Raw genomic sequence first — 13,118 nt, 5'->3', positions numbered from 1 at the left:
CGCCGGCTCTTAATGCCGATCCCAGGCCAGCATGTTCCAGCTCACGCCGACCCGCACGTCCGTTTTCAATTGCACCAGTTGTCGAGAAAGATACAACATTTCCCGCTCTTTTCGTAGGGTTTCGCCCAGCGTGTCCTTCAGAATGCCGGCGCCGGCCATGATGGCGTCCAGATTGCCGTATGTACGCAACAGTCGGGCCGCCGTCTTGGCGCCCACCTTGGACACGCCGGGGATGGAATCGGTGGCGTCGCCCATCAGCGCCAGCAAGTCCGGCAACTGCTCGGGCGGCACGCCCCACTTGCGCTCGACCCAGGCGTGGTCGTGCCATTCGCCCTTGAAGTGGTCCCACACGCGCGCGCCATTGGCGATCAAGGGGTGCAAGTCCTTGTCCGTGGTGGCCACGGTGGCCTCGCCGCGGCCCTCGCCCAGCCAGCGCAGCACGACGGTGCCGATCACGTCGTCCGCTTCCACTTCCGGCAGCGACACGACGCGCAAGCCCCAGCCTTCCAGTTGCCCGTAGAACGCCGGCAACGCCGCGCGCAGCACAGCCGGCATGGGTGCGCGCCCGGCCCGGTAGCCGGCGTACAGCGCGTGGCGCCAGGTGGGGCCGCCGAAATCAAAGGCCGGCAGCACATGGCTAGGTTCATGTTCGGTGATCAGCTTGCGGAACGAGGACAGCGCGTGGCGCAGCGCGAGGTCGGCCTTTTCCGGCGTATCGGGTTCGGGGCTCGCTTCGTAGACGCGGCGCACGATGTTGAGGCCATCGATGGCGAGGAGTCGGCTCATGACGTTTTCTACAGGCTGATTCAAGCGCGCATTCTACCGCAGGCGATGGCGCCGCCGGACCGCCTGCCCTTATTTCAGCAGCTCGTACGGCCCGCCGCGTTCCAGCGCGCGCTGGAACGCGGGGCGCGCGTGGATGCGGTCGAGGAAGGCGCACAAATGGGGCCGGCGGCCATCGAGGCCGGCGCGGGCGGCGGCCGCCTCCAGCGGAAAACTCATCTGGATATCGGCCGCGCTGAACTGGTCGCCGGCGAACCACAGGTGCTGGCTCAGTTCCGCCTCCAGGTAATCGAGATGCTGCTCGATCTGCGGCTGGATGTACATGGACTTGACCTTGTGCGCGATGGCGCGCGCCACCGGCTTGACGAAGAACGGCGCCGGCCCCGACTCGACCCGGTCGAACACGAGCTTCATCAGCAGCGGCGTCATGGCCGAGCCTTCCGCGTAGTGCATGAAATAGGTCCAGCGCCGCTTCTCCGCCGTGCCCGGCGGCGGCACCAGCATGCCGTTGCCGTAGCGCTCGACCAGGTATTCGACGATGGCGCCCGACTCGGCCACCGTCACGTCGCCATCCGTGATCACGGGCGACTTGCCCAGCGGGTGGATGGCGCGCAGCGCCGGCGGCGCCAGCATGGTCTTGGGGTCGCGCTGGTAGCGCACGATCTCGTATTCCAGGCCCAGTTCTTCGAGCAGCCACAGGACGCGCTGCGAACGGGAGTTGTTGAGGTGGTGGACAACGATCATGGGGCTTCCTGTTCAAGGTTGGGCGGGCCTGCTGGCCTTGCCAGCTTAACACTGTTGCCGCCCGCGTGGTGCCGATAGCTTGCTACGCGGAAAAAGCAGTACACTCGCTGACGGCGGCTCGCCATCGCCCCGCCAACATCATCCCCCACCACGGAGCGCCCATGAAGTTGCTGACCCTGCGTTACCTCGCCTTCCAGCTGGCCATCGCCACGCTGCTGCTGTCGCTGCTGATGAGCGCCAGTCCGTGGCTGCCGCTGACGGCCGCCGCACTGGTGGCGGTGGGCGTGGCCGACCTGATGCAGACCCGGCGCGCGCTGCGCCGCAACTATCCCATCCTGGCCCACCTGCGCTTCCTGCTGGAAGCGATCCGGCCCGAGATCCGCCAATACTTCCTGGAGGACGACACCGAGGCGGCGCCGTTCTCGCGCAACCAGCGCAGCATCGTCTACCAGCGCGCCAAGGTGGAGACGGACAAGCGCCCGTTCGGCACCCAGATCGACGTCTACCAGGATGGCTACGAATGGATCAACCATTCGATCGCGCCCGCGCCCGAAGCACACCATGATTTCCGCATCGAGATCGGCAACCACCCGGACTGCCCGCGCGCCCAGCCCTACTCGGCCAGCGTGTTCAACATCTCGGCCATGAGCTTTGGCGCGCTGTCGGCCAACGCCATCCAGGCCCTGAACGGCGGCGCGCGCATCGGCCACTTCATGCACGACACGGGCGAAGGCAGCATCAGCCCCTACCACCGCATGCACGGGGGCGACCTGGTGTGGGAGATCGGCTCGGGCTACTTCGGCTGCCGCAACGCCAACGGCACCTTCTCCGAGGAGCGCTTCGTGGCCAACGCCTGCACCGAGCAGGTGAAGATGATCGAACTCAAACTGTCGCAAGGGGCCAAGCCTGGCCATGGCGGCGTGCTGCCCGGCGCCAAGGTGACGATCGAGATCGCCACCACGCGCGGCGTGCCGCAGGGCGAAGATTGCGTGTCGCCGGCCAGCCACTCGGCCTTTTCCACGCCGCTGGAAATGCTGGCCTTCATCGACCGCCTGCGCAACCTGTCGGGCGGCAAGCCGACCGGCTTCAAGCTGGCCGTCGGTCACCCGTGGGAATTCTTCGGCATCGTCAAGGCCATGCTGGCCACCGGCATCACGCCCGACTTCATCGTCGTCGACGGCTGCGAGGGCGGCACCGGCGCGGCGCCCGTGGAATTCACCGACCACGTGGGCACGCCGCTGCAGGAAGCGCTGCTGCTGGTGCATAACACGCTGGTGGGCGCCAATTTGCGCGAGCGGATCAGGATAGGCGCATCGGGCAAGGTGATCACGGCGTTCGACATCGCCCGCCTGTTGGCGCTGGGCGCGGACTGGTGCAACTCGGCGCGCGGCTTCATGTTCGCGCTCGGCTGCATCCAGTCGCAGCACTGCCATACGGACCGCTGCCCGACGGGCGTGGCCACCCAGGACAAGCTGCGCCAGCGCGCGCTGGTGGTGCCGGACAAGACCCAGCGCGTGGCTAACTTCCACCAGAACACCATGAAGGCGCTGGCCGGGCTGGTGGCGGCGGCCGGCCTCACCCACCCGTCGCAACTGAAACCATACCACCTGGTGCGGCGCATCTCGCCCAACCAGGTCAAGCTGGCGTCCGCGCTGCTGCCCTACCTGGATCCGGGGCAGTTGCTGGACCCCAGCCAGCTGTCACGCCTGCCGCCCGTGTTCGGCATGTACTGGCCGATGGCGCAGGCCGAATCGTTTCATCCGCTGGCGTGAGTGGGACTGCGGCCGTCTAACGCGGCGGCGGCAAATAGCCGCGCCGTATGGCCCACTCGCGCAGCACTGCGTTCATCCCCTCTTCCCAGCCCGCGCCGGTGGACTTGAACACCTCCAGCAGGTCACTGTCATACGCGATGCTGACGCTGACCTTGGACGTGCCCGCAGGCGCCCGCAGCCAAGGTTGCCACGGCCGGAATTGCGCAAGCTGCTCATCAGTCAATGGCAATGCGTCGGGATCGGGCGATGACGCCACGTCGGTCGCCGTATCGCCCACGTCATCCGCCTTGGGCGGCCTTGCTCTGTTTTGCCATAACGTCGTTCCTCTCGCGGATTCGCTTTTCGCAAACTGATCATTCTCAAGGTCCCGGCACGAACCACAAACACTGCCACATGCACGCGGTCAGCGATGCGCCCCAACGCGCACATGCGCTGTTCCTCGTAATCGCGACGCCGATCGACCCAGTATAGCGCGGTATCCCAATCGAATACGTCGGCGTCCAATAGCGAGATGCCGTGTTTGCGTAGGTTGAGCATGTCCTTCACGGGATCACAGGTGATCTGCATTTGTCATGTTATCCGCGAAATGGAAAACTTCAACGGACACATTAACGACGCCACGGCCAGCGCGTTTGCGCTGCCGCAGCAGTGCCGGCGATCAGTGTTGTGCGTGCAGCGTAATCACGCGCTCGCGTAAGCCTGTGCGGACAAAATCTGATCTCTATTTGACATAGAGCTACTTTCCCCTTGGGCTAGCCTAAGGCAACCTTGTCCAAAGCGCGGCATCCTTTCCTTTCTGACTGGCCACATGGCGCCTATCCATGCCACGTGAACCGCAGGCGTCCAATCGAAAAAAATGTCCATGCATCCTCACACGCCGATCTGTCCCCAGTGTGGCGCACCTTTGCCAAGACAAGCACTGTGGCGCACGGTGACCTGCGCTTACTGCAGCGCTGAAGTGACGCACGGTGAACGCATCGTGCGGGCGGCCTCGTTCCGCGCCGCGTATCTGCGCTCACGCGCCATCGACGATGCCAGCACATGCATGGTGAACTGCGACAGTCAGCAGTATCGAACATTGCTGCCTCTTGGATATGGGAGCACCGCCAGGGTCGTTCTAGGGCAACGGCAGAGTGCGCTGGCCGAGCGCGTCGTCATCAAGTTGGCACACCCTGGCGCCACGCCGGATCGGCTGAAACGTGAATGGCAAGTGCTGCAACAACTGCAGGAGCTGGCCCATCCTGGCGCAGCCTATTTCTCACAGCGGCTGCCGCAACCAGTGCTATTTGGCTTGGCCAAGGAAACTAACGGTGCGCAAGCCGAAGCGCTGGTGCTGCGCAACCCGGCCGGTTACTGGGGTAGTTTAGCGGATGTCATACAACATCATCGTCATGGCATTGAGGCACGCCATGCCATCTGGATCTGGCGACGCATGCTGGAAGTACTGGGCTACGTCCACGAAGCAGGCTGGATTCACGGCCGCCTTACGCCCGCCCATCTATTGGTCCAGCCAGATGACCACGGCATACTGATTATAGGCTGGGCCGACGCACAGCCGCAGACGGCCCACGTGACGCCAGCCCGTGACCTGATGCAGGCCGCGTGGACGATCCGTTCCATACTGCACGGTGGTACGGACGAGCCCCCCATTGGCCACGGCACCCCGGCGCCGCTGGCGGCCGTACTGAAACAGGCCAGCGAAGATGCGCACTGGTGTGCCAACGCAGGCGCTGCCGGCATCGATCAGGCAGTAAAGAGCGCCGCTCACGCCGCATTCGGCGCACCACAGTTCACCCCCTTTTCCCCCACCACGTAACGCTTGTTCAAGGAGTCACCATGGGTCACGGAAACTATTCACATGCCGCCCACGCAGCCATCATCGCCGACCGTTCATCGGCCTCGCGTGCCGAAGTATTCACCCAGCGCGGCTGCCACCCGCTGATGAACCCGCATGGACTGCGCATGCGCGAAGCGCGCGACAGTGCCGACCATCCTCATTCGCTGGGCATCGTATTTGCTCTCGACGTCACAGGATCGATGGGGGATATTCCGGAAAATCTGGCAACCCGCGAACTGCCAACATTTATGAACCTGCTGACGGCCTGTCACGTCCCGGACCCGCAATTGCTGTTTATGGCCATAGGCGACGCCACCTCGGACAACGCGGCACTGCAAGTTGGCCAATTCGAATCGACGGCCGAACTGATGGATCAATGGCTGACCTGGACCTACCTCGAAGGTGGTGGCGGCGGCAGCGGCGAAGAAAGTTACGAACTGGCGTTTTACATTGCTGCGCAGCATACCGATCTGGACTGCTGGGTCAAACGCAGAAAAAAGGGCTACCTGTTCCTGACCGGCGACGAGGTGCCCTATCCGGCCGTGGCGCGCCACCAGATCGACACCCTGGTCGGCGAAAAGCTGGACGAGGATATTCCTATCGAGGAGGTGATTGCGGCAGCGGCGGAAACCTATCACGTGTTCTTCCTGATACCCGACCTGCGACGCCGCAAGCGATGCGAACAACGCTGGCGCGAACTGCTGGGCGACCATGTTATTTGCATGGAATCGGCACATGATGCCTGTGCCGTGGCGGCATCCATTGTCGCCCTGACCGAACGGGTGCTCCCCGACCAGGCCACTCTGGTGCAGACCTTGGCCGCAAACGGCATCGCCAATGAGCGCGTGTCAGCTGTCGTGCGGGCGTTGCGCCCCTATGCCGCGCTGCTTGACCCAGACGCGCTGCGACAGGTTCATTCAGCCACCGGCAGCGCGCCGCAACCGGGCGCGTGGTGGAAGCGGATGTTTGGCTAAGCGCCCGCGATGAGCGCAGCAACGCGGCTGTTTTCGGTGCTGGGCCTCGGCTTTGGAGACTGCGGCAAAGGTCTGTTTATAGACAGTCTGTGCCGCACGTTACACGCCCACACTATCGTGCGCTTCAATGGCGGTGCTCAGGCAGCACACAACGTTGTGTTGCCGGATGGACGCCATCACACGTTTTCCCAATTCGGCGCCGGCAGCTTCGTGCCCGGCGTGTCAACCTTGCTAGCCTTTCCGGTCGTTGTCCATCCCACCGCCCTGCTGGTCGAGAACAACTACTTGCGCCGAGTCGGCGTACAAGACGGCCTGCTGCGCATGTGCATCGACGGCCGCTGCCGCATCACCACACCGTTCCATCAGGCAGCCGGACGCATGCGCGAACTAGCGCGCGGTCCCATGGCGCACGGCAGCTGTGGCGTGGGCATAGGCGAAACCGTCAAGCTGGATCTGGAACAACCAGAACTCACCCTGCGTTATGCGGAACTGCTGACCCCCGCGATAGCGCGATCCAAACTGGAAGCCATCCGCAACTGTCTGCTCAATGCCTTCGATCCCCGCGATTGCCCGCCGCTCAACCGGGACAGCTATCATGCCGAGCGGCGCGTGCTGGCCGATTCAGCGCTGTCGCTGCGCTGGCTGGAAAGCGTCAATCAATTGACCTGCGTCGTGCCGCCAGCGTCCCGGGATGGCGTGGCTGCACGGCTACATCGGCCTGGAACGGTTCTGTTCGAAGGCGCGCAGGGCGTGCTACTGGACGAATGGCGCGGCTTTCACCCGTACACCAGTTGGAGCCGCATCCACGCCTCGTCGCCGGAAGCGGTCGCTGCCGATGCGGGACAAGCTGCCCGCATCCGCCATCTAGGTGCGCTGCGCAGCTATATGACACGGCACGGTAACGGACCTTTACCCAGCCACGACCAGCGTCTTGCCCACTTGCCGGAACTTCACAATCGCTGCGGCGGCTGGCAAGGCGACTTTCGCCGCGGCCACCCCGATGCCGTCTTGTTGCACTATGCCTTGGCCGTGATCGGTAAGCTTGACGGCCTGCTGATCAGTCACCTCGACGTATTCCAGCGAGAACGCGGCCTGCGGTGGTGCCGCGCCTATGAGGCGACGCAAGCGAGTGATGACACCCAGCTATGCATGCGCAACGCCGCTGGACTAATCACGGCGCTATGTCCCAGCACCAACCACGACTTGACGCATCAGGCACGGTTGACGCAGCTGCTGTATTCCTGCCGTTCCCGGCTTGATGGCGAGGCTATCCACGATGCGGAAACCTTCAGAGCGCAAACAGAGATGATGAGCGGACTGCCTGTTATACAGGGCTCATTTGGTCGGACTTTCCAAACTGTACGCCATTACAGCAAACTGCAAGACTGAATAAGTTACTTGGCGATATAAGCAAGCCTCAGCAGCGCAGTAACCTGCTCCGTCCGTGTTGGAAAAATGCCGGCTCATGCCCCGGCCACTCAATCCGGCGGGAGCATGCCGTGCTGCACGGCCCATTCGCGCAGAGCATCGTTCATGCGTTTGCGCCAGCCTTTGCCCGTGTTCTCAAAAGCAGCCACCAAATCACGATCGAAGGCCACGTCGGCGCCGATGCCGGCGCCGTAGGTCTTGACGTACTCGCTCCACGGCATCATTTTCGCCAATTGCTCATCCGTAAGAGGTTGAGCGTCCGGATCGGCAAGCGCCGCGGTAGTGATCTGCGCGTCCTCTTCCGTGGTAAGCAAAATTGCGCTACGTTGTTTCGGCATAGCGTCTCTCCTCGTTCACATTTGCCTTGCGCAAACTGATTATCCGCAAGACGCCTCTCTTTTCGACAAAGGCCATGAAATGCAAGCGTACTCCTATCATTCCCAGTGCGCACACACGCGACTCTCCATACTCGAACCGCTGATCAAGCCAAGTAACGGCATGTTCCCATTCGAAATCCATGGCCCGTGATAAAGAAACGCCATGCTTGCGCCGGTTCAGCTTGTCTTTCTCGGGATCGAAGGTGATCTGCATCTGTCATGTTATCCGCGAAATGGGAAACGTCAACGGACACATTAACGGCACTGCGGCCAGCGCGTTTGCGCTGTCGCAGCGGGACGACGATCAGCGTTGCACGTGCAGCTTGATCACGCGCTTGGCGGAAGTGGAAGGAGGCGGCGCATCGGACGATGCGGCCGGAGTGGAGTCACAGGAGCCGCAGCTGGAACAACCATCGCCGCAACTGGACTGGGTGCGAAACAGCCGCGCCATCCTGTTCTGGTCGAAGCCGCGCCGCGCCAGGAAGTACACGATCTGGCGCCGCAATGCGGCCGGCAGGTAGTGGGCGCAGAAGCGCAGCAAGGCCGCCGCCACGATCACCCCCACGATCACTTGCTGCCACATATCAGGCTCCCGTCAACAACAGCGCGATGCGATAGGTGAGGAACGAGGCCGTGTAGGCCAGCGCGAACATATACCCAGCCATCAGCGCCGGATAGCGCCAGGTGCCCGTCTCGCGCCGCACCACGCTCAGGGTGGACATGCACTGCGGCGCGAACACGTACCAGGCCAGCAGCGACAAGGCCGTCGGCAGCGCCCACGACGCGGCGATGATGGGCGTCAGCGACGATGCCAGTTCCTCGCCCGTCTGCGACAGCGCGTACACGGTGCCCAGCGCGCCCACGGCCACTTCGCGCGCGGCCAGGCCCGGCACCAGCGCGATGCAGATCTGCCAGTTGAAGCCGATCGGCGTGAACACCACTTCCAGCGCGCGGCCCAGCATGCCGGCCATGCTGTAGTAGATGGCCGGATGGGTCGCCCCTTCCGGTGCGCCGGGGAAGGAGCTGAGGAACCACAACAGCACCATCAAGGTCAGGATGATGGTGCCCACGCGGGTCAGGAAGATCTTGGCGCGCTCCCACAGGCCCAGCGCCAGGTTGCGCAGGTGCGGCCAGTGGTAGGCGGGCAGCTCCAGCATCAGCGGTTGCTGGTGGTTGGCGCCAAAGGTGCGCTTCATGAAGTAGGCCACGCCCATGGCCGACACGATGCCGGCCACGTACAGGCCGAACAGCACCAGGCCCTGCAAGCTCATCAAGCCTGCCACCTGGCGGTCTGGAATGAAGGCGGCGATGATCAGCGCATACACGGGCAATCGCGCGGAACACGTCATCAGCGGCGCAATCATGATCGTCACCAGACGGTCGCGCGGATTCTGGATGGTGCGTGCGGCCATGATGCCGGGGATGGCGCACGCGAAGCTCGACAGCAGCGGAATGAAGGCGCGGCCCGACAAGCCCACGCCACCCATCAGCCGGTCCAGCAGGAAGGCGGCGCGCGGCAGGTAGCCGCAGTCCTCGAGCACGAGGATGAAGAAGAACAGGATCAGGATCTGCGGCAGGAACACCAGCACGCTGCCGGCCCCGCCCAAAATACCTTCCACCAGCAGGCTGCGCAGCAAGCCTTCGCCCATGTGGGCCGTCAGGTACTGGCCCACGCTATCGACGCCGGCCTTGATCATATCCATCGGCACATTGGCCCAGCTGAACACGGCCTGGAACACGAGGAACATCAGCACGGCCAGAATCACGGGGCCGAGCACCGGGTGCAGCACCACGTCGTCGATCTTTTCCGTCAGGTTGCCCGTGTCGTGGAAGTCGTTGCTGACGGCGGCCAGGATGCGGCGCACTTCGCGCTGCGTGTCCTCGACCGACACTTCGTCGATGGCCGACAGCGGCTTGGCCGCCACTGTGCGCAATGGCCACATGGCGTCCAGCGCGCGCAGCAGCGACTTCTCGCCGCCACCCTGCACGGCCACCGTCTCCACCACCGTCATGCCCAATTCCTCGGCCAGCTTATCGGCGTCGATCACGATGCCGCGCTTGGCCGCCACGTCCACCATGTTCAGCGCCAGCACCATGGGCAGGCCCAGGCGCTTGATCTCCAGTACCAGGCGCAGGTTCAGGCGCAAATTGGTGGCGTCCACCACGCACACCACCACGTCGGGCGACTGCTCGCCCGCGCGCAGGCCGGCCACCACGTCGCGCGTGATGGCCTCGTCGGGCGTGTGGGCCGACAGGCTGTAGGCGCCCGGCAGGTCCAGCACGCGGAACGGCCGGCCCTCGGGCGAGGTGAACATGCCTTCCTTGCGCTCGATGGTCACGCCGGCGTAGTTGGCCACTTTCTGGCGCGCGCCCGTCAGGCGGTTGAACAGTGCGGTCTTGCCGCAGTTGGGATTGCCCAGCAACGCCACCATCGGCAGTTGCGACACGGCCGCCATCGTCTTTTCCGCTGCGCCCATGGTCATTCCGGTTGAATCGAGATCAGCGCGGCCTCGAAGCGGCGCAATGCGAACGTGGAATTGCCCACCTTGATGGCCAGCGGTTCGCCGCCGGGCATGCCGCGCTTGAGCAGGCGGATCTTCTCGCCCGGCACGAAGCCCAGCTCCATCAGGCGGCGCGCCAGGTCGGCGCCGTCGTCGGCCGGATCGCCAGGGGCCACGTGCACCACCGTGCCGCTGCTGCCCGTGGGCAGGGTGTCGAGTTTGATCAGCGTAGGCGCTAGTGTCATGGCTATGTCCGCAATATCGGTGAGGAGGCCGCGGAACGTGGCCCGCAGCGGCTTGCCGGCGCGCTGCAAGATCGCATTCCCGCCGGCAAGATCAATAGTAGCATTATAAACGGGAATGCGAATGGTTTCTATTTGCGCTTGCGGATTGCTTGATTTTGCGGCAGAATAAACCACGTAATGAGAATGATTCGCATTGAGAAAAGCGCAATATTGTTCATCATTCCCTGTTTTTATCCTCCACATTGGGTGCTTCGATGATTGTTTGTGTCTGCAACAATATCTCCGACCGTGAAATCCGCCAGGCCGTGGAACTGGGCCTGCGCACCCTGGACGAACTGCGCGAGCAACTGGGCGTGGCCACCTGCTGCGGCCAGTGCGCCGACTGCGCCCAGGGCGTGCTCGACACCCAGCTGGCCAGGCTCAACGCCACCACGCTGAACGCCACCACGCTCAAGCGCCCCGTGCTGGCCGAATAAATCCGTCCTTGCCGTATGCTGCGCCGCGCCACGTGCGGCGCTACGCGCGCCTGCCCTTTCATGGCAAAATGACAGCACTCCATCACCACAGCGAAGGCGACATCATGAAGGGCGACCAAGACGTCATCAAACAGCTCAACGCGCAGCTGACCAATGAACTGACCGCGATCAACCAGTATTTCCTGCACTCGCGCATGTACCGCCACTGGGGCCTGGGCAAGCTGGCCAAGAAGGAATACGAGGAATCGATCGGCGAGATGAAGCATGCCGACCGCCTGATCGACCGCATCCTGATGCTCGACGGCCTGCCCAACCTGCAGGCGCTGCACAAGGTGATGGTGGGCGAGAACACGGAAGAGATGCTCGACTGCGACCTGCAACTGGAACGGGGCGCCCAGCTCACCGTCAAGGAAGGCATCGCCGCCTGCGAGAAGGCGGCCGACTACGTGTCGCGCGACCTGCTGCTGGAGATTTTGGAAGACACCGAGGAACACATCGACTGGCTGGAAACCCAGATCGACCTGGTGGCCAAGGTCGGCCTGCAGAACTACCTGCAAAGCCAGATGGCGGAATGAACGAGCGGGCCGCCTGGCCCGCTCCCGCACGTTGGCGGCTGCTCAGTGGCCGCCACCCAACGCAGCCCGCGCCGCCGGCGCGGCCTCCCCCGCCGCGGCGCCCGGCCTGAGCTTGACGAACAACACAGCCAGCGCGCCGCACAGCATCAGCCCCCCCGCCAGACGGATCACGTTCTCCGGATTCCCACCCAGCCAGCTGCGGTAGTACAACGGCAGCGTGAAGATCTGGATGATCATCGGGATCACGATGAACATGTTGAAGATGCCCATGTAGACCCCCGTGCGCTCGGGCGGAATGCACCCGGCCAGCATCACATACGGATTGCCCATGATGCTGGCCCACGCCAGCCCGATGCCCACCATCGGCAGCAACAACAGCAGCGGCGAGTGGATCAGCGGGATGCACAGCATGCCGGCGCCGGCCAGCGCCAGGCAAGCGCTGTGCGTCAGTTTCGGTCCGTAGCGGCGCGTGAACGGCACCAGCGCCAGCGCGCCCACGAAGGCCACGCCGTTGTAGAACGCGCCCACCTGCCCCGTCAACAGTCCCGCATCGCGGAAGCCCTGCGTGGTCTGGTCGGTGGTGCCGTAAATGGTCGTGGCCAGCGACAGCATGATGTACTGCCAGTAGCAGAACATGGCATACCACTGGAACAGCTTGACCAGCGCCAGCTGCCGCATGGTGGACGGCATCTCGCGCACGGCGTCCACGATGTCGCCCAGCGTGTGGCGCCAGCCGGCCGGCCGCGCCCGCAGTTCAGCCAGTTCCGCTTCCGACAAGGGATGCTCGGGCGTGGTCCTGAGCGTCCACAGCACGGACGTGATCGAACACACGGCGCCGATCACGAACGCCACGATCACCACCTGCGGGATGTGGTGGCTGTTGACGGCATCCTTGTCCATGCCCCACCACACCAGCAGCGAAGGCGTCAGGTAGGCCAGCGTCTGGCCCAGTCCCGTGAACGCGCTTTGCGTGAGGAAGCCGATCGAGTGCTGCTCCGGCGCCAGCTTGTCGCTGACGAAGGCGCGGTACGGTTCCATCGTCACGTTGTTGGCCGCGTCCAGTATCCACAGCAGGCCGGCCGCCATCCACAGCGCGGGGCTGAACGGCATCAGCAGCAGGCCGATGCTGCACAGGATGGCGCCCACCAGGAAGTACGGCGTGCGCCGCCCCCAGCGGGTGATGGTGCGGTCGCTCATGGCGCCGATCAGCGGCTGCACCAGCAAGCCCGTCATGGGGCCGGCCAGCCACAGGTAGGGCAGGCTCGCCTCATCGGCGCCCAGGTATTTGTAGATCGGGCTCATGCTGCTCTGCTGCAGGCCGAAGCTGAACTGGATGCCGAAAAAACCGAAGTTCATGTTCACGATCTGCCAGAACGACAGGTGCGGTTTATGGATCGCCATTCGCT

16 protein-coding genes are annotated in these 13,118 nt (G+C 63.9%); 6 read left to right on the top strand and 10 right to left on the bottom strand.

Features of this window, described 5'->3' with window-relative positions; genetic code table 11:
- Positions 1 to 9: 9 nt before the first annotated feature.
- Together H3H36_RS17550 and H3H36_RS17545 are read right to left on the bottom strand one after the other, a co-directional pair.
- Entirely contained in the window at positions 10 to 786 is a 777-nt protein-coding gene (locus H3H36_RS17550; RefSeq protein WP_182219393.1) for a 5'-3' exonuclease, read from the bottom strand.
- A gap of 69 nt (positions 787 to 855) precedes the next feature.
- Positions 856 to 1,527 (bottom strand): glutathione S-transferase, encoded by a 672-nt coding sequence (locus H3H36_RS17545; protein ID WP_182219392.1) that lies wholly within the window; start codon positions 1,525 to 1,527, stop codon positions 856 to 858.
- Positions 1,528 to 1,688: 161 nt separating this feature from the next.
- Between H3H36_RS17545 and H3H36_RS17540 the strand changes: the two genes are divergently transcribed.
- Complete coding sequence (locus tag H3H36_RS17540) at positions 1,689 to 3,299, top strand: FMN-binding glutamate synthase family protein (RefSeq protein WP_182219391.1); 1,611 nt, start codon at positions 1,689 to 1,691, stop codon at positions 3,297 to 3,299.
- A 16-nt stretch (positions 3,300 to 3,315) separates the two neighbouring features.
- Here H3H36_RS17540 and H3H36_RS17535 read toward each other — a convergent pair whose 3' ends face one another.
- Both H3H36_RS17535 and H3H36_RS17530 read right to left on the bottom strand, forming a co-directional pair.
- The gene (locus tag H3H36_RS17535; RefSeq protein ID WP_182219390.1) at positions 3,316 to 3,576 is read right to left on the bottom strand and encodes a BrnA antitoxin family protein; all 261 of its coding nucleotides are present in this window, start codon (positions 3,574 to 3,576) and stop codon (positions 3,316 to 3,318) included.
- Positions 3,519 to 3,866, bottom strand: a complete 348-nt coding sequence (locus H3H36_RS17530) for a BrnT family toxin (protein WP_182219389.1) — start codon at positions 3,864 to 3,866, stop codon at positions 3,519 to 3,521. Before H3H36_RS17530 ends, H3H36_RS17535 begins: the two co-directional genes overlap by 58 nt.
- Positions 3,867 to 4,257: 391 nt before the next feature.
- Here H3H36_RS17530 and H3H36_RS17525 point away from each other — a divergent pair, with 391 nt between their 5' ends.
- From H3H36_RS17525 to H3H36_RS17515, 3 genes are read left to right on the top strand one after another with little or no spacing between them, the layout of a single operon-like run.
- Complete coding sequence (locus tag H3H36_RS17525; RefSeq protein ID WP_311196650.1) at positions 4,258 to 5,115, top strand: lipopolysaccharide kinase InaA family protein; 858 nt, start codon at positions 4,258 to 4,260, stop codon at positions 5,113 to 5,115.
- 20 nt (positions 5,116 to 5,135) lie between these two features.
- On the top strand, positions 5,136 to 6,110 hold the full coding sequence (locus H3H36_RS17520) for a VWA domain-containing protein (protein WP_182219387.1): 975 nt from the start codon (positions 5,136 to 5,138) through the stop codon (positions 6,108 to 6,110).
- A gap of 9 nt (positions 6,111 to 6,119) precedes the next feature.
- A complete protein-coding gene (locus H3H36_RS17515; RefSeq protein WP_182219386.1) occupies positions 6,120 to 7,499 on the top strand; it encodes an adenylosuccinate synthetase in 1,380 nt (459 codons plus the stop codon).
- An 89-nt stretch (positions 7,500 to 7,588) separates the two neighbouring features.
- Here H3H36_RS17515 and H3H36_RS17510 read toward each other — a convergent pair whose 3' ends face one another.
- The 5 genes from H3H36_RS17510 to H3H36_RS17490 form a co-directional block, all read right to left on the bottom strand.
- Entirely contained in the window at positions 7,589 to 7,876 is a 288-nt protein-coding gene (locus H3H36_RS17510) for a BrnA antitoxin family protein (protein ID WP_182219385.1), read from the bottom strand.
- On the bottom strand, positions 7,860 to 8,129 hold the full coding sequence (locus tag H3H36_RS17505) for a BrnT family toxin (RefSeq protein ID WP_182219384.1): 270 nt from the start codon (positions 8,127 to 8,129) through the stop codon (positions 7,860 to 7,862). The genes H3H36_RS17510 and H3H36_RS17505 overlap by 17 nt, the downstream gene beginning before the upstream one ends.
- Positions 8,130 to 8,219: 90 nt before the next feature.
- Entirely contained in the window at positions 8,220 to 8,498 is a 279-nt protein-coding gene (locus H3H36_RS17500; protein WP_182219383.1) for a DUF6587 family protein, read from the bottom strand.
- A gap of 1 nt (position 8,499) precedes the next feature.
- Complete coding sequence (gene feoB / locus H3H36_RS17495; RefSeq protein ID WP_182219382.1) at positions 8,500 to 10,392, bottom strand: ferrous iron transporter B; 1,893 nt, start codon at positions 10,390 to 10,392, stop codon at positions 8,500 to 8,502.
- Between the two features lie 2 nt (positions 10,393 to 10,394).
- Positions 10,395 to 10,661, bottom strand: a complete 267-nt coding sequence (locus tag H3H36_RS17490) for a FeoA family protein (RefSeq protein WP_182157048.1) — start codon at positions 10,659 to 10,661, stop codon at positions 10,395 to 10,397.
- 254 nt (positions 10,662 to 10,915) lie between these two features.
- Here H3H36_RS17490 and H3H36_RS17485 point away from each other — a divergent pair, with 254 nt between their 5' ends.
- Positions 10,916 to 11,137: a (2Fe-2S)-binding protein gene (locus tag H3H36_RS17485; RefSeq protein WP_182219381.1), complete on the top strand. Its 222-nt coding sequence runs from the start codon at positions 10,916 to 10,918 to the stop codon at positions 11,135 to 11,137.
- Positions 11,138 to 11,241: 104 nt separating this feature from the next.
- A complete protein-coding gene (bfr, locus tag H3H36_RS17480; protein WP_182219380.1) occupies positions 11,242 to 11,712 on the top strand; it encodes a bacterioferritin in 471 nt (156 codons plus the stop codon).
- 42 nt (positions 11,713 to 11,754) lie between these two features.
- Here the strand turns inward: bfr and H3H36_RS17475 are convergent, their stop codons facing one another.
- Positions 11,755 to 13,113 carry an MFS transporter gene (locus H3H36_RS17475; RefSeq protein ID WP_182219379.1) on the bottom strand — a complete coding sequence of 453 codons (1,359 nt, stop codon included), beginning with the start codon at positions 13,111 to 13,113 and terminating at the stop codon, positions 11,755 to 11,757.
- Positions 13,114 to 13,118: the final 5 nt, after the last annotated feature.

Source organism: Rugamonas fusca (genome assembly GCF_014042365.1).
GTDB classification, from domain to species: Bacteria; Pseudomonadota; Gammaproteobacteria; order Burkholderiales; family Burkholderiaceae_D; genus Rugamonas; species Rugamonas fusca.
Note: the sequence above shows the minus strand (reverse complement) of the source record. Positions and strands in the feature narration are given on the sequence as shown.

Coding starts and splice junctions, on each gene's coding strand:
- H3H36_RS17505 (WP_182219384.1), bottom strand. CDS start 8,129: ATGCAGATCACCTTCGATCCCGAGAAAGACAAGCTGAACCGGCGCAAG.
- feoB (WP_182219382.1), bottom strand. CDS start 10,392: ATGGGCGCAGCGGAAAAGACGATGGCGGCCGTGTCGCAACTGCCGATG.
- H3H36_RS17490 (WP_182157048.1), bottom strand. CDS start 10,661: ATGACACTAGCGCCTACGCTGATCAAACTCGACACCCTGCCCACGGGC.
- H3H36_RS17545 (WP_182219392.1), bottom strand. CDS start 1,527: ATGATCGTTGTCCACCACCTCAACAACTCCCGTTCGCAGCGCGTCCTG.
- H3H36_RS17485 (WP_182219381.1), top strand. CDS start 10,916: ATGATTGTTTGTGTCTGCAACAATATCTCCGACCGTGAAATCCGCCAG.
- H3H36_RS17500 (WP_182219383.1), bottom strand. CDS start 8,498: ATGTGGCAGCAAGTGATCGTGGGGGTGATCGTGGCGGCGGCCTTGCTG.
- H3H36_RS17475 (WP_182219379.1), bottom strand. CDS start 13,113: ATGGCGATCCATAAACCGCACCTGTCGTTCTGGCAGATCGTGAACATG.
- bfr (WP_182219380.1), top strand. CDS start 11,242: ATGAAGGGCGACCAAGACGTCATCAAACAGCTCAACGCGCAGCTGACC.
- H3H36_RS17510 (WP_182219385.1), bottom strand. CDS start 7,876: ATGCCGAAACAACGTAGCGCAATTTTGCTTACCACGGAAGAGGACGCG.
- H3H36_RS17530 (WP_182219389.1), bottom strand. CDS start 3,866: ATGCAGATCACCTGTGATCCCGTGAAGGACATGCTCAACCTACGCAAA.
- H3H36_RS17550 (WP_182219393.1), bottom strand. CDS start 786: ATGAGCCGACTCCTCGCCATCGATGGCCTCAACATCGTGCGCCGCGTC.
- H3H36_RS17520 (WP_182219387.1), top strand. CDS start 5,136: ATGGGTCACGGAAACTATTCACATGCCGCCCACGCAGCCATCATCGCC.
- H3H36_RS17515 (WP_182219386.1), top strand. CDS start 6,120: ATGAGCGCAGCAACGCGGCTGTTTTCGGTGCTGGGCCTCGGCTTTGGA.
- H3H36_RS17540 (WP_182219391.1), top strand. CDS start 1,689: ATGAAGTTGCTGACCCTGCGTTACCTCGCCTTCCAGCTGGCCATCGCC.